Genomic DNA, 18,775 nt, shown 5'->3' with positions numbered 1-18,775 from the left:
ACCATCCACCTCAAAACTGCATGTTCAGTTCGGCGATGACTCGCCCTTCGTCGTAACTGCGGCCACCACGGTCGCTGTCCTGTTGCACTTTTTGTACGCTCAAACTGGTGTAACTGCGCTTGGACAGGTCGATGCGAAGACCGAGGCTGGCGAGCTGAAAATCTTCTTTGGCGCCGTCGCTGGTAAATTCGCCGTGCTGCTCACGGTACTGACTGAGCAGGCTGGTACCGGCTGCAAGTGGCCAGCTGAAGTTGATCGCACCGCCGTAACTTTCATTGTCGAGTTCATCACGGACCAGGTACTGGCGGTCTTCTTTCGACAAGGTGAGGTTGATCGTAGCGCGACGCGCTTTCCAGACCGTACTCAGGGCGCCACGGTGGCGCTCGAATTCATCGTCAGCGATGGCAAAGAAGTTGACGTTCTGACCAAGCACTTGATGGGTGACTGGATCAATTACGGGGTTGCCATTCTGGTCGATAAATGGAACGAACTCCGTGTGGTCGAGCACCAATTGCTGCTCGGTGGTCACTTCTTCGTTGTAGCTCAAGGAACTGGTCAGCGAACGGCCACGAAATTTCGCGCTGGCGCGCCAGCTCGGGCCGGCAACCAAACCGATATCGGTGTCGCGATAACCCAGCGAAAAATCAGTTCGACGGCTGGGCTTCCAGTTCATTTCGGCATCGCTGTAGCCACTACCAGCCAGCGCCGACAAATTGAACCGGCGATTGGGTGACCATTGGAAACCGCCGGCGCTGTAATCGCCATTGCGATCGCTGTCGAAGCCACCCAACTCGCTTTCACTGCGGCCGGCCCGACCCAACACCGCCAGGGTGGTGCTGAGCTGGTAGCTCAGATCAATCTGGGCGCTGCGAAAATCCGGATCGGCCAGCGTTTCCGATTTTCGATCAATGTATCGACGTGTGCCGACCACGCTCCAGTGCAGACCGGTGTTCATGGCTTGATTGTCCAGCCGAACCCGATAGTTCTCGGTGGTGGCGTCGTGCAATACGTCGTTGCGGTTTGGATCATCGCGATCAAATTCGCTGACGCCACGCTCGGCCCGCGCTTCAAAGAAAATGCCGTTGCGGGCACGGTGACGCAGATACGGCGCGATGGTATAGGTCGAATAATCGGTGCGATCGCCAGACAGCGCGATGTTGTCGTAGGAACCGCGATTGCTGTCCGACACCAGCCGCTGCCCGGCGCTGCCGCCGATATCGACATAGAACAGCGATGGCAGCAAGGTGGTGGTGGAGCTCAAGGTCAGCTGCGGATTGCTCTGGGTGTGATCACCATCGGCAATGGCGGCATCGTGGTAATACAGGTTCTGCGACGAGGCATTCAGGTTCATCCGGAACGCGTCGCTCTGGCCGCGCAGGGTGAAGCCCGGGGTCAGTTCGGTGACCCAGTCGCTCTGCGGATCGGTTTCGCTGAGGCCGATGTTGTCGGAGTAGATCTCCCGCAGGGAAATCGTCGGCGTGAAATCCCAGTGCCCAGCCTGAGCGGCAGGGACAAGCAGGAACAGCGGCAGCAACGACAGAGCGAAAGGGCGGGCGCCACGCATGGGCTCAGTACCCGTACCCGTAGCCATAGCCGTAATAGCCGGGGTCCATTTCGTGCCGGGTTTTGTTCAGCACGAAACCGACCGCGGTTTCCGGCAGTGCGCCGAGCCGCTCCAGCGATTCGCGAACATCGGAGCGGGTGGTCCGTTCCGCTTCGACCACAATCACGATCTGGCCCATCAGATGCGCCAACACGCAGGACTCGGTGGTCGGCAGCAGCGGCGGCGAATCAAAAATCACGATGCGATCGCGATAGCGGCTGGACAGTTGTTCGGTCAACTGCTGCATCGCGGTCGAGGCCAGCAATTCGGTCGACAAATGGTGCGGCGTGCCAGCCGGCAGAATGGTCAGCGTCGGCAGTTCGGTTTTGATCAGCAAGTCGCCGAGATCGAGCGTCGGGTCGATCAAATGATCAACCAGACCTTTTTCGGCGCTGAAACCGAGCAGGGCACCCAATGACGGGCGCACCACGTCTGCGTCAACCAGCAGCACGGTCTTGTCGCGTTCGGCGGCAATACTGAGCGCCAGATTGGCCGCAGTGAAGGTCTTGCCTTCGCCCGGGTGCGAGCTGGTCACCATGATCAGGTTGGCGTGCTTGAGCACGCTGGTGCCCTTTCCGGCTGCGTTCATCAGCAGCGGCCGTTTGATATGGCGATACTCTTCCTTGATTTTGCTGCGGGTGCTGTCCGGCACCACCATGCCGGCTTGGCGCAGTCGCTCTTCATCCAGTTTCAGCAGCGGCAGGCCGTGCTCTTCCGAGCGGTGCAGCACCGCTACCGGGCGTGGCGGCGCTTCTTCCCGTGCGTCGACGACATTTTCCGCTTCGGTTTTGCTGGTTTTGTTTTCTTGCTGGGCCAGACGGGCGGCAGCGCGTTCGATCAAATCCATTTGCCTGTCCTCACATCATGAGCCGAGTAACGCGCGGCCGGCGGTCTGCATGTACAGCAGTCCTCCGTAAACCGGTAACAACGCGAGCCCGAGCCCGAGGAAAACCCAGTTCTTCATCCGGCGAATACTTTCCGCGCGCGGACTGAGCACCATCGACACGGTGCCGAGCACCGGCACCTGCAGCGCCTGGGTCAGCATTTTCGGATTGTCGAACGTACTCAAGATTTGCGAAATCAGCAGCGCCACGGCGAAACCGACGCCGAGTCCACCAGCCAGCACGCCGGACAGCAGCAGCGGCCGGTTCGGACCGCTCGGCTCCGGCGGTACCCGCGGCGGGTCGATGACCTGGAATTTGACGTCGCTGGTGTTCTGATCGCGATCCTGGGAAATACGCGCCTGCTCGCGTTTGGCGATCAGTTTGTCGTAGTTGTCTTTGGTGACATCGTAGTTGCGGTTCAGACCAGCCAGATCGGCTTCCACCTGCGGCAAAATGAATACTTTTTTGTCGAGCTCGGTGGCACGTGCCTGGTAGTCCGCCACCTTGGTGCGTAGCGAGGCGCTGCGTGCTTCCGCTTCGCTCAGCGAGATTTTCAGCTGTTGGTAAACCGGATTGGTATCGATCGGGCCGTTGTTGGTAAAACCGCCACCAGCCTTGATTGCTTCGGCTTTCTGGTTTTCCAGTTCGGTGATGCGGGCGCGGGTGTTGACCACGTCCGGGTGTTTGTCAGTGAACCGGGTCAGCAGCTCGTCGAGCTGTTGTTGCAGGCGGCTGATGCGACCATCAAGCTCCGGAATATTGGCGCTGACTTTCGGTGCGGTGACCATGCCGAAGGTCGGGTCTTCGCCTTGCAACTGGCGGCGCAATTCGTTGGCCAGGTTTTCCGATTGCCGCAGCTCCAGTTGCGCCTCTTCCACGGCTTGCCGGGCTTCCTGCAGACGCTGGTAGTAGTCCTTGCCCTGCTCCGGCATCAGGCCGAGGTTTTTCCGTTTGAATTCTTTCAGGCGGTTTTCCGCGTCCTGCAATTTCTGCGCATATTCGTCGATTTGATTGTCGAGAAAACGCTGGGCGCTGTCGGTGTCCTGGCGGGAATCGCCGAGCGCCTGTTCGATGAACAGATTCAGCAACGACTGCACAACCCGTTTGGCCTGGGTCGGGTCATCGGCCTGATAGCTGATCGAATACAGATCGTTGTTGCCGGCACGGCGGAACTGGATGCTTTCTTCCAGTTCCTTGACCAGCTCTTCGAATTCGGTTTCGTTGGTGGCTTTCAGATCCAGATCGGACGAGCGGATCACTTTTTCCAGATTCGGCCGGGCCAGAATGGTTTGCTGCAGCTGACGGACCCGTTCCGGTGCGGCGACCGGCACTGTCATGTCGCTCAGCAGCGGTTGCAGCATCGAATAGGTATCGACCTGGACCCGGGTGGTGGCCTGGTATTGATCCGGCATGTGCATGACAAAGGCCCAGCCGGCGATGCAAACCGACCAGGTAACCAGCAAGGCATACCAGCGCTGGCGCCAGATCCCGCGCAGATAACTGAGGATTTGCTCAATGACGTCCTGCATGTGTGCGTTCCGTGCAAGTCAGGGCCGCTGGCGAGTCGCTTCCGATGCGTACCAGCGGCGAAAAATCAGAAGAAGGCTTCGGGAATGATGATGACGTCGCCGGGCAACAGTTCGGCGTTGGCACTGATGTCGCCGTCCTTGATCAGGTCTTCCAGCCGAACGCTGTATTGCTGCTGCTTGCCGCCAACGATGCGAACCACCAGGGCGTCATTGCCATCAGCAAATTCGGTCAGCCCGCCGACGGCAATCATCACGTCGAGCAGGGTCATGTTCTGGCGGTAGGACAGCGATTGCGGCTTGGCGGCCTCACCCACTACCCGGACCTGCTCGGAATACGGGCCGACAAAGCCGGTCGCGGTGACGGTGACGATAGGGTCCTTGATATAGGAACCGAGCGCTTTTTCCAGATCCCGGGCCAGCTGGGTCGGGGTCTTGTTGGCGGCCATGACGTCTTCGACCAGCGGAGTGGTGATGCGGCCATCCGGCCGCACCGTGACGCTGGAACTGACGTCCGGGTTGCGCCAGACGAAAATGCTGAGACCATCGCCCGGGCCAATCAGGTACTGGTACTGGCCGGGGTCAGTGGTGAACGGTTGATGCGGGGCCGCGCTCGGCAGCGGCTGGATGCCACTGCAGGCGGTCAGGAGGCTCAGTGCAGCCAGGCTGGCGCACAGGCGACGGGTGAAAATTCGAGTGGCGTGACGCATACGAGGGGTCCCCTTTTTCCTTTGCTTGCCGTTGGGCTCCGTCCCAAGGCGGCTATTGTGTGCGCCTGTTATGAAATTGGCAAGAAAGCTGACAACCGGTGTAAATGCTGCACTGCAGCGCCAATTTGCAACGGACGTCTAAACGTGCGAAAGTCGGCCTCAATTTCCCGCCGTTTCCGTCCTGTGAGGTTCACCGTGAGCACCCGTCAGTCGCTGGGCAAGGAGCGCATCCGCTTCCTGCTGCTGGAAGGCATTCATGCCAAGGCCGTCGATTACCTGAAAGCCGATGGCTACACCAACATCGGTTATTTCGAGAAGTCGCTGCCACCGGATCAGCTCGAAGCCGAATTGGCCCAGGCCCACTTTGTCGGTATTCGCTCCAATACCCAGCTGACGGCCGAGCTGCTCGCGAAAGCGACCAAGCTCAATGCGGTCGGCTGTTTCTGCATTGGTACCAATCAGGTTGATCTGGATGCCGCCCAGAGCTTGGGCATTCCGGTGTTCAATGCGCCGTTCGCCAATACCCGCTCGGTCGCCGAACTGGTGCTCGGCGAAATCATTCTGCTCTTGCGCCGGGTGCCGGAAAAAAGTGCGGCGGCGCATCGCGGCGAATGGCAGAAAGCGGCCAACGGCTGCTTTGAAGCGCGCGGCAAAACGCTCGGCATCATCGGTTACGGTCACATTGGCACCCAGCTCGGTATCCTGGCCGAAAATCTCGGCATGAAGGTGCGCTACTACGATGTCGAGAACAAATTGGCACTCGGCAATGCCCAGCCGGTGTCGACGTTGGACGAGCTGTTGGCGACCGCCGACGCAGTGACCCTGCATGTGCCGGAAACCGCGCAGACCAAAAACATGATCGGTGCCAGCCAACTGGCCAAGATGAAACCGGGCGCGCTGCTGATCAACGCCTCGCGCGGTACCGTAATTGATATTGAAGCCCTGTATGGCGTACTGAAAAGCGGACATCTCGGCGGCGCCGCGATTGACGTGTTTCCGAAAGAGCCGAAGTCGAACAAGGATGAATTTGTCTCGCCACTGCGTGAATTCGACAACGTCATCCTGACTCCGCATATCGGCGGCTCGACCCAGGAAGCACAAGCGGCGATCGGCATGGAAGTGATCGAGAAGCTGGTCAAATACAGCAACAACGGTTCAACGCTGTCGGCGGTCAATTTCCCGGAAGTCTCGTTGCCGACCCACGTCGGCAAACACCGGCTGTTGCACATTCACCGCAACGAACCGGGCATCCTGCGTCAGGTCAACAATATTTTCGCCGACGGCGATATCAACATCTCGGCGCAGTATCTGCAGACCAATGCCGAGATCGGTTATGTTGTGACCGACATTGATCAGGAGTCGAGTGATCTGGCGTTCGAAAAACTGAAAGCAATTCCGGGCACGATCCGGGCGCGTTTGTTGTACTGAACGCGGCAGGCAAAAAAAAGGACGGTTCACCGTCCTTTTTTTTCGTCAGTCAATACCGACGGTTAACACCGGCCGTCAGGCGGGTAGTCGCCGATCATTGCAAACGGAACAACCGGACCTGGCCTCTGGTCTTGGCATCGATGAACCATTCGCCATCGAGCATGTCGCCATCGACCAGATCGTCGGAGGTCGGGTCGCCCTCGCTGTAGCTCAGCTGCAGATGCACCGAATGGTTGACGCCACCACTGCCATCGTATTTCTTGATCAAGCTGACCACATCATTGGTCATGGTGCCGCTCAGTGCGGCGCCAAGGCCGGTCGCGGGTTCACCACCAAAGGTCTGCACTTCGATCAGCCGGCCGCTGATGGCATCGCCCTGGCTTTCCAGCACCACCGAGAAGCCGACGTTATCGGTTTCGGTAAACTGCGGTCCGCTGGAGTAGATGCCAACCCACAGACCATCGAGTACGCCATCGGCGTGGGCCAGTTGGCACAATCCAAACCACAGAAACAATCCGTACATCAGTCGCGACATGACAGGCTCATCACGGGAACATTGGAAACTGGCAAGATAGTGGCTTCTCGGCCACTTGGCCAGCGAGGCAGCAACAAAGTTAGCCTCGTGAAGAAATCGGAGTGGACATGGCGAGCCTGACGGCATTTGTGACCGGCGCCACCGGTTTTGTCGGTACCAATCTGGTCAAGCTGCTGACCGAGCGAGGCTGGCAGGTGCGGGCGTTGTGCCGGCAGCCGGCGCGCGCCGGCTTTCTCGACCGCTTTCCGGTCGAGAAAGTGCAAGGCGAGCTCGATGATGTGGCGCGCTTGGCGCAGCTGATCCCATCCGGTGTCGATGCCGTGTTTCATGTTGCCGGCGATACCAGCATCTGGCCACGCGAACGTGTGCAGCAATACCAGACCAATGTCATCGGTACCCGCAACATGGTCAACGCGGCGTTAGCGGTTGGCGCCAAACGGTTTATTCACACCAGCTCGATTGCGGCGTTTGGTCTGCGCGATGATGTTGTCAACGAACACAGCGCGCCGCTGGGTAAGCAAGCGCCCATTCATTACTACCAGACCAAGGCGCTGGCGGAAGAAGAAGTGCGCGCCGGTATTTCGCGCGGATTGTCGGCAAGCTTCATCAATCCCGGTCATATCCTCGGCCCGTTTGACACCAACAATTGGGCGCGGCTGTTCCTGCTGACGGCGGCCAAAAAACTGCCGGGCGTGCCGCCGGGCTCGGGCATGTTTGCCGATGTCCGCGAGGTGGCAAAAGCGCATCTGGCCGCGGTCCGGTATGGTGCCGTCGGCATGAATTATTTTCTGGGTGGTGATGAAATCCGGTTTCTGGAGTTGCTGCAGCAGGCTGGTGCAGCGCTTGGCGTACCGGTGCCAACCCGGCCGTTACCGGCGCCGCTGATCTATCTGGTCGGCGCGATCAAGGAAACCGCTGCCGCCGTGACCAACAAGGTGCCGGATGTGACTCGGGAGGGCGCGCGGATCGTCTGTTCGCAAGTGCGCTGTGACAGCTCACGTGCTATCACCGATCTGGGTTATCAGCCGACGCCGCCCGCGCAATTGCTGGCGGATACCCTGGCCTGGTTGCGCGACGAAGGGTTGCTGCGCTGAAGTGCGGCAAGCGGCTGGGCGAGCGGAGATAGCGCCGACGCTATACCGTGTCGCCTTTCAGCAACGCTATTTCCGCATCGCTATTCCGCAAATAGCCGCGCGCCAGTCTGGCTGCTGATGCTGAAATAGCCACAGACGCAGTCGTGGGTTAGCGAGCGGAATTGTTCCTGGGTTAACTGGATCAAATCTTCGTGATCGCCGGCTTCGAGATAGACCGTGGTTTTGCGGCGCAAACTGTCGTCGATCACGGTTTCGATATCGTAGGCGGCGCCCAGTGCCGGCACCGCGCCGTTATCGCAGTCGGAAAAGCATTGCACCACGTCGTTTTCATCAACCAGCTGAAAATGCCGGCCCAAATGCTGTGACAGATGAAACAGGCTGAGCTGGCGGTCGGCCGGGATCAACGCCAGCAGATGTTGACCATCTTGATCCTGCACCAGCACCGCCTTGATCATCTGTTCCAGCGGTACGCCACAACAGGATGCCGCCCGGGCGCTGCGCTCGGCGTAGGGATGCGGCAGCAGCGAGTACTGCACGCCTTGCCGATGCAGATAGCTTTGCATCGATGGTGCGATCGCCATGGCAGTGACTCCTCGACAGGGGAGGGGCAGTCTAGCGAGCACGGTAGCGGCTTAGCCGTTTTCAGAAAGCAACGGCCTAACCGAGTGAGGGATTGGCATTTATCGGCAATAAAAAAGCCCGACCGTGGTGACGGTCGGGCTCGTTTCCCGCTACAGCTTAGGGCAGGGCTGGGGTGTTTTCCGCGAAGTACTCATGGCTGTCGGCATTGTCGAGCGCGCCGGTCGGGTTGCTGATGGCCAGACTCTTGGCGGCCGATTGACCGTAAGCGCGGTCATCGGTTGCCGCGACCACATTGAAGTGGCTCAGCTCATGGACAATGGTGCCGCCCTTGGAGTCGGTGCCGGACAGTGGTGCGCTCCAGAATGCCGAGCACAGATACACCTTGTACGGTTGGGTCGGATAGACGTACGCATAAGCGCTGTCGGTGCAGCCGCAGTCGAACACCAGCGGTTTGGTGTCGAGCGCATCATCGATGTTGACGAAATGGTTGGTCGCCGTGGTCCAGCGTGAGCTGGTGTAGGAGCCAAACCAGGTTTTGTAACGCTTGCTGCTCGAGCGATTGGCGGTGGCAGTGTTCTGCAGATAGCTCTTGGCATTGGTCGCCATGGTGTTGGCGGCGTTGACGGCGCTGGCGATGGTGCTGCGACGCGATGTGCTGCAATTGCTCGAGTAGCCCACGCTTTGCATCACGACCTGACCGGTCTGCACTTTTTCACTGAGTTGTTTTTCAATCAGCGATTCGCTGGCGGCTTGCACCCAGATGGTCACTGACGGCGAGGTGCCGATGCCGGCAACCTGCTCGGCGCCGGCCTTGTTGGCAGCCAGACTGCCACGATCGATCGGCAGGAAATGCTGCGGCGCGTATTGGATGTTGTAGTTGCCGGTGACGGTGAAATCGAACTGGGTCGACAGATCGATTTTCCGGCTCAGTGTCTCGCCTGCTTTCAATACCAGATAGTCGGCTGCGGCCGGCGCACCGCGTTTGTAATGCTTGCCGATATACAGCACGTCGCGACCATCGCGATTGACTGAAAAGAACGACGCTTCATCGGTTTCACCGGGAATGTCCCACTTCAACAGGCGTACAGAACGGCGACCGTTGTTGGTGATTTGCACCGTGAATTCGACGTCATCACTGGCGTTCAAGCTGGTGCGTACCGGTTGCAGCTCGACCGACAGATCGCTATTGACTTGCTGGGCATTGGCGCCGCTGGCCAGCAGCAGCGCTGCCAACCAGAGCATGGGTTTACGGAACATGACTGTCTCCCTCGATTTTTTTGTGATCAGCCCAACGACCGATTCGGGAGCACAGCCTGATGCAGCGCACAGGATGTCGCGACCAAGCCAGCAGATGGGCCGGTTATAGCGGCAGCCGCTCGCCATTCCGCGTGCGAGCTGCCACTGCCCACCGACCCCTCCGCTGGTGTGCGGAACAGAAAATGGGAGAGAGTGCCGACTACTGTCAAGCGTTGTGCCGGGGAAAAACACAATTCGGGAGCCAATCGACAGGAAAGGCCCTGCGCCAGCGACAGGGCGATACAAAAGGCTACGATTCGATACCGAAGTTGGCGGTGTATACGGCAATTCGAATTGTTGCCGGTGGCATCGAAAAGATGCGTGAGTGGCTGGTGCGCTGCCTGTGATGCCGCGAACAGAACGACGTCAGCAAGATGCGCTGGGCAAAACTGGAGCGTGCATAGCAGGAAGGTGCGAAGCAAAAAAAGGCGAACAGGAAAAGCGCGAATCGAATCGTGAACGCGCGAATAGGCAATGAGCGGTTCAGGAAAAACCGGAACACCAGCGTTGAAAACAAAAACGCCAGCAGGCAGTGCCAGCTGGCGTTTCGAAAATGCTTCAGGTCTTTAACGCACTCTCTGCTGTTTGCAATCGCCGCTGTGACCTGCGCGGCGACGCGCTACCGGACATTGCGTTCCGGTTTTTGCCTTACAGCTTCGGAATCTTGATCGTGCTGATCATTAGCGAACCCGACAGCGCAAACATCAGCACCAGCGGATGCAGCACGCCGGGGCCGAGTTGCCATTGGCCGAACCACAGTGCATCACCGAGGTTGCCCTGACCGGCCGCTGCTGCCAGTACGACCACCAGCAAGGTCGAACTGGGAATCGGTGTGCCTTCAAAATGTTTCACTTTGCCAGCTTCTTCGCTCATCGCCTCGGCGGTGATGTTGTAGCGCGCCAACCGGCTGACGCCGCAGGCGACAAAGCAGAGCAGAATCAGCGCATCCCACAGGCCATGCATGCCGCTGCTGTAGGCAATGGCCGCCGGCGCAACGCCGAACGAAATGATGTCGGCCAGCGAGTCGAGTTCGCGGCCCATGGCCGATTGTTCCTGACGCCAGCGGGCGATGCGGCCGTCGAGAATATCGAAGACCAGCGCCAGCGGAATGAAGCCGGCGGCCAGCAGCAGGTAATCGCGCTGCTGGGTCTGCAGGAAGGCCATGGCAGCGAACACGGCACCCATGCCGCAGAAAGCATTGCCGAGGGTGAACCAATCCGCCAGATGAAAATTGCGGATCATGGAGAAGGGCTTTTTGCCAGTCATCGTATCGTTGTTTGCGTCACGGGTAAGGGAGGTTCGGGCTGGTCAGAGCCCGCATCAGCTTAGTGTAACACCGGCGTTTCGTCCGGTGCGCGGTAGAACCGGCTGATGTCGTGCATCACCTGTTGCATGGCGCGTTGACGGCTGAGCAAGGCGGCATCGGCGGCCTCGTCGCTGACCGCCTGACCACGGCCATCGGTGACCTGCGGCCGGAACCCGGCATCGGTGCTGAGCGGCAGCGTCAGGATGTAATCGGCATCCAGATAGCCAACCCGATCCCAATCGGAGACCAGCACCTGCTGGCGCGCCGGGGCGGCCAGCAAATCAAAACCGAGGCTGTAATCGCTGACCGGATTCTGTACACCCAGTCGCGGCATCAGTGTCGCCACAACATCCATGTGTGCCGACAGCCGATCATCGACTGCCGCTGACTCGCCTGGCAGCCACAGCACCAGCGGCACGTGCAGCTGGGCCGGGACAAAGGCCGAGTTGTGGCCCCAGCGACCGCTGTCCATGAACTCTTCGCCGTGGTCGCCGGTGAATACGACCACGGTATTGTCGAACAGCTTTTCCTGTTCCATGTACGCCCACAGCGGCGCCAGTGCCTGATCCAGCGCCCGCGCGGAATTGACATAGCGATCGCGAATGCCGTTGATGTCGCGTTTGAACGAATCGACATCCATACGGGCGTAATTGAATTCGCGCAGATAATCCGGCCGGATCGCCGCGTCATCCGGGAAGGTGTAGCGAGCATGGGTGGACTCGAAGAAATTGAACAGGAACAGTGGCTGCTCCGCGTGCCGCTGTTGCAATTGTTCGATCAAACGCTGGCTATTGCGCCGATCCCGTTCCCAGCCTTCGCCCTTGTCATCAACGTGCAGACGGTTGCTGTCGATATTGGCAAAAATGGTCCGATCGAATTCCGGGTAGGTGAACGACTGCGCGGTGAAAAGCTGCATTTCATAGTGCTGTTGCTGCAGCACATCGATGACGGCCGCACTGCGGTGCTCGCCGAGAAAACTGAACCAGTAATTGCCGGGCAAGCCGTAGAACAGCGAGAACATGCCCATGCGGGTGCCATTGCCGCCACTGAAATGTTGACGGAACTGGCGACCGCGCTGCGCGGCGTGCCAGGTCGCCGGCATGATGTCCGGATCCAGCATATCGGCACGCAGCGATTCGGCAACCAGCCAGATCACGTTGTAACGCTGTGCCGGTACAGTGACCTGCAAGGGCCGCTGCGGATAATGCAGTCGACCGCTGACGCTCGGGCCGTCGACCTTCACATTGGGCCGCTGAGCCAACCCGATGCGTTTGCCAAAACTGCGGAAATAGGTTTTGTCATACATCGGAAAACTGTTGGCAACGGTCAACACGGTACCGGGACCGCGCAGATCGGCAATACCGTAAATAATGCGCTCACCGAGCAGCGCCACGATCAGCACGATGACGCCATAACGACAGACGCGGGCATTCAGCCAACGCTGACTGATGCGTCGTGCCGCCAACCACAGCAGCAGCAGCGGCAGCAACAGCAGTGCCGTCACTTGTGCGCTCATGCTGATGAAACTCATCGCATCGCCGCCGAGCGAATCAATCCCGCCCGGCGTCAGCACCAGATTCAGGACAAAGCCGTTCAGATGGAAGCCATAAATCGGATACAGCCGGCTGTCGATCAGGGTCAGCACAAACACGATGCCGGCCAGCAACCAGAACCAGACGGCGGCAGCGCGCGGCAGTTTGAATCGATTCAGCAACCAAGCCGGCAGCAGGGCAACGGCCAGATACATCGAAGCATAGGCCAGCAGCGCCATGACACTGAACGCGACGGTCGTCGGGTTGGCGCCGGCACTATCGGGCAGCATGTCGGCCAGCAATATCGCTTCGACCAATACCGTCAGCAGCGCCGCCCGTAGCGGGACTCCTGCTTGCAACAGCTGACGAAGAAACGAAACCAGTTTGCTCATGACACGCTACCAACCCAGAAAAAAAATAATGAACACAACAACCGTACTGGAAAAAAACAACACCCCGCCATCATGACGGGGTGTCGATTAACGCGGACTTAGCGGGCCCTTGCTTTGGACCGTGTGCGATCCCGCTCAGTTCACCTTGGCAGCCAGCTCGCCTTTGGCGTAACGCGTGGTCATCGCGTCCAGACTCAGCACCTTGATTTTCGAGGCCTGACCGGCGCAATTGAACTGCTCGTAACGCTCTTTGCAGATGCCCAGCATCGCCTTGGTGGATTCGGCGAGGAATTTGCGCGGATCAAACTCTTTCGGGTTCTTGGCCAGGAAGCGGCGAATGGCACCAGTCGAAGCCAGGCGCAAATCGGTATCGATATTGACCTTGCGAACACCGTGCTTGATCGCTTCCTGAATTTCGCTGACCGGCACGCCGTAGGTCTCGCCGAGATCGCCGCCGTACTCGTTGATGATTTTCAACCAGTCCTGCGGCACGCTCGACGAGCCGTGCATGACGAGGTGAGTGTTCGGAATGCGGGCGTGGATTTCTTTGACGCGGCCGATGGCGAGAATGTCGCCGGTCGGCGGCCGGGTGAATTTGTAAGCCCCGTGCGAAGTGCCGATGGCAATGGCGAGTGCGTCAACGCCGGTGTCCTTGACGAAGCGCGCGGCTTCTTCCGGATCGGTCAGCAGCTGCGAATGATCGAGCGCGCCTTCGGCGCCGTGACCATCTTCCTCACCCATCATGCCGGTTTCCAGTGAGCCGAGGCAGCCGATTTCCCCTTCAACCGAGACGCCACAAGAGTGCGCCAGTTCGACCACCTGCTTGGTCACGCGCATGTTGTAGTCATAGTCTTTCGGGGTCTTGCCGTCTTCGCCAAGCGAGCCGTCCATCATCACCGAGGAAAAGCCCATCTGAATCGAGCGCTGACAGACCGCCGGCGAGACCCCGTGATCCTGGTGCATGACCACCGGGATATGCGGAAACTCTTCAATCGCCGCCAAGATCAGGTGGCGCAGAAACGGTGCGCCAGCATATTTGCGGGCGCCAGCCGAGGCCTGGATGATTACCGGAGCGTCGACCGCATTGGCCGCTTCCATCACCGCGCGCATTTGTTCCAGGTTGTTGACGTTGAACGCCGGAACGCCGTAGTTGTGCTCGGCGGCATGGTCGAGCAATTGCCGCAGGGTAATCAGTGCCATTTCGTTATCTCCTCTCCATTCGGTAAGTCATTGGGTGCCGATCACTTTGCCCGTTCGATCAAAATCGCAATCGCTGGCAATTCCTTGCCTTCCAGAAATTCGAGGAAAGCGCCGCCACCGGTTGAAATATACGACAGCTTGTCGTTGATGCCGTACTTGTCGACCGCCGCCAGCGTGTCGCCACCACCGGCCAACGAAAATGCCGGCGAGTCCGCTATGGCGAGTGACAGCGCCTTGGTGCCTTCACCAAATTGGTCGAACTCGAAGACGCCAACCGGGCCGTTCCAGACGATTGAACCGGCTTTCTGCAGCAGCGCGGCAAATTGTTTGCGAGTTTCCGGGCCGATATCAAAAATCATGTCGTCGGCGGCGACGTCTTTTGCCGCTTTCACGACGGCCGGTTCGTTGGCATCGAACTTCTTGCCGACCACCACATCGACCGGCACCGGAATATCCGCGCCGCGCGCCTTGGCTTGCGCCATCAGCGTTTTCGCCTGTTCGACCAGATCGGCTTCGTACAGCGACTTGCCGACCGGGAAACCGGCGGCGGCGAGGAAGGTATTGGCAATGCCGCCACCGACGATCAGCTGATCCACTTTCTGCGCCAGCGCTTCGAGTATGGTCAGTTTGGTCGAGACTTTCGAGCCGCCGACAATCGCGACCAGCGGCCGTTTCGGGGCGGTCAGCGCTTTCGTCAGCGCTTCGATTTCGGCGGCCATCAGCGGACCGGCACAGGCAATCTTGGCGAACTTGGCGACGCCATGGGTCGACGCCTCGGCGCGGTGGGCGGTGCCGAACGCATCACCGACATAGACATCGCAAAGCGCGGCATAAGCCTTTGCCAGTTCGTCGCTGTTTTTCTTCTCGCCTTTGTTGCAACGGACATTTTCGAGGAAGACGACTTCGCCAGTGTTGGCTTCGACCCCATTGAGGTAATCACTGGTCAGCCGCACCGGCACGCTCAACCGGCTTCGAAACCAGTCGACAATCGGTGCCAAGGAATCTTCCGGCTTCAGTTCGCCTTCGGTCGGCCGGCCGAGGTGCGACATCACCAGCACCTTGGCGCCTTTGTCGAGGGCCAGCTGGATGGTCGGCAGCGAAGCTTCGAGCCGAATCGCCGAACTGATCTTGCCGTCCTGAATCGGTGCATTCAGATCTTCCCGGATCAACACGCGTTTGCCGTGCAGATCCAGATCGGACATCTTGATAACGTTCATGTGGTTTTCCGTAAACGAACTATTTGGCCTTCATCATCGCAATTGCGGTGTCGAGCATGCGGTTGCTGAAACCCCATTCGTTGTCGTACCAGGCCAGCACCTTGACCAGACGGCCGTTGACCTTGGTCTGGGTCGCGTCAAAAATCGACGAGAACGGGGTGTGGTTGAAATCGACCGAGACCAGCGGTTCGTCGTTGTAAGCCAGCACACCTTTCATGGCACCGGCGGCCATCGCTTTCATCGCGGCGTTGATTTCGTCTTTGCTGGTATCGCGTTTGGCAACAAAAGTCAGATCGACTACCGAGACATTGGCAGTCGGTACCCGCATCGAGAAGCCGTCGAGTTTGCCATTCAGTTCCGGCAGCACCAGACCGACCGCTTTGGCGGCGCCAGTCTTGGTCGGGATGATATTTTGCGCAGCAGCGCGGGCGCGGCGCAGATCCTTGTGGTGACCATCGACGATGTTCTGATCGTTGGTGTAGGCATGCACGGTGGTCATCAGGCCGTTTTCGATGCCGACCAGTTCGTTCAGTACCTTTGCCACCGGTGCCAGGCAGTTGGTGGTGCACGACGCGTTCGAGACCACGGTCATGCCGCTGTTCAGCAAACCATGGTTGACGCCATAAACAATGGTGGCATCGACATCTTCGCCACCCGGGGCCGAGATCAGGACTTTTTTGGCGCCGCCAGTGAAATGGGCCGATGCGGCTTCCTTGCTGGTGAATTTGCCGGTGCATTCGAACACGATATCAACGCCGGCATCGGACCATTTCAGATTGGCCGGATTGCGATCGGCGAACACCCGAATGCGATCGCCATTGACGTAGATGTTGTTCTCGTCGCAGGTCACGTCGGCATTGAAGCGGCCATGCACGGTGTCAAAACGGGTAAAAAAGGCTTCATCCTTGATCGGGTGTGAGGTATTGATGGCGGTGACGATGATCTCGTCACGACGGGCGTGTTCATAAATCGCCCGCAGGACGGTGCGACCAATACGACCATAACCATTGATACCGACTTTGATTGCCATTGCAAAGCGCTCCTGACTGCAATTCAGATAAGACAAACACAACAAACGAAACCATCTTCAGACAAAAAAACCATCTTCAGACAAACAAAACCATGTTCGGTCTTGACCACCGCTGAGTGGCCACGACCGTGATGCGATTAGGCCAGCAGTTCGCGGGCGACGGTGACGACGTGCTCGGCGGTGAAACCGAACTGCGCCATCAACTTGTCGCCGGGCGCGCTTTCGCCAAACGTGGTCATGCCGATTACGCGGCCGTCGAGCCCGACGTATTTGTACCAGCCATCGACATGGCCGGCTTCAACGGCGATGCGTTTGCGCACCGACGACGGCAGCACCGATTCGCGATAGGCCGCATCCTGCCGGTCAAACACATTGGTCGACGGCATCGAGACGACCCGCACGCGCCGGCCGGCTTCGCGCAGCGTCGCCGCTGCGGTCATGGTAATGCCGACTTCGGAACCGGTAGCGATCAGGATCAACTCCGGTGTTCCTTCGCAATCGCTCAAGGTATAGCCACCGCGCGCGATATTGCTGAGCTGGCTGTCGTTCCGGGTTTGATGTGGCAGGTTCTGGCGCGAGAACACCAGTGCGCTCGGGCCATGCTTGTGCAGCAAGGCTTCTTTCCACGCTACCGCTGACTCAACCGCGTCGCAGGGCCGCCACAGGCTCATGTTCGGGGTGCCGCGCAGATTGGCCATTTGCTCGATGGGCTGATGCGTCGGGCCGTCTTCTCCGAGGCCAATCGAGTCGTGGGTATAAACGAAAATGGAACGCTGTTTCATCAGCGCGGCCATGCGCACGGCGTTGCGGGCGTATTCCATGAAAATCAGGAACGTACCGCCATACGGAATGAAACCGCCATGCAGCGCGATGCCGTTCATGATCGCGCTCATGCCGAATTCGCGGACGCCGTAATACAGATAGTTGCCGCTGGCATCTTCGTTGCTGACGCCTTTCGAGCCTTTCCAGATGGTCAGGTTGGAGCCGGCCAGATCGGCCGAGCCGCCGAGCAATTCCGGCAGGTGCGGCGCCAGCGCGTTGATGCTGTTCTCGCTGGCTTTGCGCGAGGCAATGGTGGCCGCTTTGCTGTTGGTTTCGGCGATCCAGGCATCGGCCTTGGCGCTGAAATCGGCTGGCAGCTCGCCCTTGATGCGACGGCTGAATTCGGCAGCGAGGTCCGGATGGGCTTTCGCATAGGCGGCAAAGCAATGGTTCCAGTCGCTTTCCAGTTTCTGGCCTTTTTCTTTTGCATCCCAGGCGGCGTAAATGGCGGACGGAATTTCAAACGCCGCGTGCGGCCACTTCAATTGCTCGCGGGCGCCGGCGATTTCGGCATCACCGAGCGGCGCGCCGTGACATTCTTCTTTGCCGGCTTTGGTCGGCGCGCCAAAACCGATCACGGTCTTGCAGCAGATCAGCGTCGGCTTGCTGGTTTCGGCGCGCGCGGTGGCCAGCGCCATTTGAATTTCGTCGGCATCGTGACCGTCGACATTCGGGATCACTTGCCAACCGTAAGCTTCGAAGCGTTTCGGCGTGTCGTCGGTGAACCAGCCTTCGACATGGCCATCGATCGAAATGCCGTTGTCGTCATAAAAGCAGATCAATTTGCCCAAGCCGAGGGTGCCGGCCAGTGACGCCACTTCATGCGAGATGCCTTCCATCAGGCAGCCGTCGCCGAGGAAGACATAAGTGTGGTGATCGACGATGGCGTGGCCGTCGCGGTTGAACTGCGCGGCCAGCATTTTTTCGGCAACGGCCATGCCAACCGCGTTGGCCAGACCCTGACCGAGCGGGCCGGTGGTGGTTTCAATGCCCGGCGTGTAACCGTATTCCGGATGGCCCGGCGTTTTCGAATGCAGCTGGCGGAAATTTTTCAGATCATCGAGCGAGACGTCATAACCACTCAGGTGCAGCAGTGCGTACTGCAGCATCGAGCCGTGACCGTTCGAGATCACGAAGCGATCGCGGTTCGGCCAGTTCGGGTTTTGGGGATTGTGCCGGAGCGCGTCGCTCCACAGCACTTCGGCGATATCTGCCATGCCCATTGGCATGCCGGGGTGACCGGATTTGGCTTTCTGAACGGCGTCCATTGCCAATGCACGGATGGCATTGGCCTTCTCAAAACGACTGGGCATCAGGGGCGTCTCAGTTTGGCTCGGCGCAGCGGGGGCGATGAGCTGGCGCAGGGGGCTGGCGAAAAAGCGCGCTATTTTCGCTGAACGCGCCGGTCAGGGCAAAAGCTTTCCCGTTTTCCCGCCAGCTTCCTTAATTGCACATGTGTCTTATATAGGAGGGCAATGCCTGCCCCTCGGGTCGCCACGGCCCTGCCGATGGCGCAGCGCAGCAGATGTATCGCTTTGTGGTGGTGTTGTCATCTTACCGTAGCAATGTGACGCAGTTCTCATTTTGACCTCCCCAGCAGGCCTAGTTTCGCCCCCCG

16 protein-coding genes are annotated in these 18,775 nt (G+C 59.1%); 3 read left to right on the top strand and 13 right to left on the bottom strand.

Annotated features, from left to right (window positions below; translation table 11 throughout):
- Positions 1–10: 10 nt before the first annotated feature.
- The 4 genes from HPT27_RS01030 to HPT27_RS01015 all read right to left on the bottom strand — a co-directional run bounded on the left by HPT27_RS01030 (position 11) and on the right by HPT27_RS01015 (position 4,723).
- Positions 11–1,564 carry a TIGR03016 family PEP-CTERM system-associated outer membrane protein gene (locus HPT27_RS01030; protein WP_172237671.1) on the bottom strand — a complete coding sequence of 518 codons (1,554 nt, stop codon included), beginning with the start codon at positions 1,562–1,564 and terminating at the stop codon, positions 11–13.
- Positions 1,565–1,568: 4 nt separating this feature from the next.
- Positions 1,569–2,450: an XrtA-associated tyrosine autokinase gene (locus tag HPT27_RS01025; RefSeq protein ID WP_172237668.1), complete on the bottom strand. Its 882-nt coding sequence runs from the start codon at positions 2,448–2,450 to the stop codon at positions 1,569–1,571.
- A gap of 15 nt (positions 2,451–2,465) precedes the next feature.
- Positions 2,466–4,016, bottom strand: a complete 1,551-nt coding sequence (locus HPT27_RS01020; protein WP_172237665.1) for an XrtA system polysaccharide chain length determinant — start codon at positions 4,014–4,016, stop codon at positions 2,466–2,468.
- A 65-nt stretch (positions 4,017–4,081) separates the two neighbouring features.
- Entirely contained in the window at positions 4,082–4,723 is a 642-nt protein-coding gene (locus HPT27_RS01015; RefSeq protein ID WP_172237662.1) for an XrtA/PEP-CTERM system exopolysaccharide export protein, read from the bottom strand.
- Between the two features lie 195 nt (positions 4,724–4,918).
- Here HPT27_RS01015 and serA point away from each other — a divergent pair, with 195 nt between their 5' ends.
- Positions 4,919–6,151 carry a phosphoglycerate dehydrogenase gene (gene serA, locus HPT27_RS01010; RefSeq protein ID WP_328819839.1) on the top strand — a complete coding sequence of 411 codons (1,233 nt, stop codon included), beginning with the start codon at positions 4,919–4,921 and terminating at the stop codon, positions 6,149–6,151.
- Between the two features lie 94 nt (positions 6,152–6,245).
- On the opposite strand, the gene HPT27_RS01005 is transcribed toward serA, so the two are convergent.
- Complete coding sequence (locus tag HPT27_RS01005) at positions 6,246–6,686, bottom strand: hypothetical protein (RefSeq protein ID WP_172237656.1); 441 nt, start codon at positions 6,684–6,686, stop codon at positions 6,246–6,248.
- A 107-nt stretch (positions 6,687–6,793) separates the two neighbouring features.
- Here HPT27_RS01005 and HPT27_RS01000 point away from each other — a divergent pair, with 107 nt between their 5' ends.
- Positions 6,794–7,780, top strand: coding sequence for an SDR family oxidoreductase (locus HPT27_RS01000; RefSeq protein WP_172237653.1), 987 nt, complete (start codon positions 6,794–6,796; stop codon positions 7,778–7,780).
- A gap of 80 nt (positions 7,781–7,860) precedes the next feature.
- On the opposite strand, the gene HPT27_RS00995 is transcribed toward HPT27_RS01000, so the two are convergent.
- Positions 7,861–8,361 carry an aminoacyl-tRNA deacylase gene (locus tag HPT27_RS00995; protein WP_172237650.1) on the bottom strand — a complete coding sequence of 167 codons (501 nt, stop codon included), beginning with the start codon at positions 8,359–8,361 and terminating at the stop codon, positions 7,861–7,863.
- Between the two features lie 157 nt (positions 8,362–8,518).
- Complete coding sequence (locus tag HPT27_RS00990; protein WP_172237647.1) at positions 8,519–9,619, bottom strand: M35 family metallo-endopeptidase; 1,101 nt, start codon at positions 9,617–9,619, stop codon at positions 8,519–8,521.
- Positions 9,620–9,801: 182 nt separating this feature from the next.
- Here HPT27_RS00990 and HPT27_RS00985 point away from each other — a divergent pair, with 182 nt between their 5' ends.
- Positions 9,802–10,005, top strand: coding sequence for a hypothetical protein (locus HPT27_RS00985; RefSeq protein ID WP_172237644.1), 204 nt, complete (start codon positions 9,802–9,804; stop codon positions 10,003–10,005).
- Between the two features lie 301 nt (positions 10,006–10,306).
- On the opposite strand, the gene pssA is transcribed toward HPT27_RS00985, so the two are convergent.
- The 6 genes from pssA to tkt form a co-directional block, all read right to left on the bottom strand.
- A complete protein-coding gene (pssA, locus tag HPT27_RS00980; RefSeq protein WP_211197800.1) occupies positions 10,307–10,900 on the bottom strand; it encodes a CDP-diacylglycerol--serine O-phosphatidyltransferase in 594 nt (197 codons plus the stop codon).
- A gap of 83 nt (positions 10,901–10,983) precedes the next feature.
- Complete coding sequence (locus tag HPT27_RS00975; protein ID WP_172237638.1) at positions 10,984–12,888, bottom strand: sulfatase-like hydrolase/transferase; 1,905 nt, start codon at positions 12,886–12,888, stop codon at positions 10,984–10,986.
- 135 nt (positions 12,889–13,023) lie between these two features.
- Entirely contained in the window at positions 13,024–14,088 is a 1,065-nt protein-coding gene (gene fba / locus HPT27_RS00970; RefSeq protein ID WP_172237635.1) for a class II fructose-bisphosphate aldolase, read from the bottom strand.
- 41 nt (positions 14,089–14,129) lie between these two features.
- Positions 14,130–15,305 (bottom strand): phosphoglycerate kinase, encoded by a 1,176-nt coding sequence (locus HPT27_RS00965; RefSeq protein ID WP_172237632.1) that lies wholly within the window; start codon positions 15,303–15,305, stop codon positions 14,130–14,132.
- Between the two features lie 19 nt (positions 15,306–15,324).
- Positions 15,325–16,335, bottom strand: a complete 1,011-nt coding sequence (gene gap / locus HPT27_RS00960) for a type I glyceraldehyde-3-phosphate dehydrogenase (protein ID WP_172237629.1) — start codon at positions 16,333–16,335, stop codon at positions 15,325–15,327.
- 137 nt (positions 16,336–16,472) lie between these two features.
- The gene (tkt, locus tag HPT27_RS00955) at positions 16,473–18,470 is read right to left on the bottom strand and encodes a transketolase (RefSeq protein WP_172237626.1); all 1,998 of its coding nucleotides are present in this window, start codon (positions 18,468–18,470) and stop codon (positions 16,473–16,475) included.
- Positions 18,471–18,775 lie beyond the last annotated feature (305 nt).

The sequence above is a fragment of the Permianibacter fluminis genome (assembly GCF_013179735.1).
Classification (GTDB): domain Bacteria; phylum Pseudomonadota; class Gammaproteobacteria; order Enterobacterales; family Permianibacteraceae; genus Permianibacter; species Permianibacter fluminis.
The sequence above is the reverse complement of the archived record's forward strand: the minus strand, read 5'-3'. Positions and strand labels throughout refer to the sequence as shown.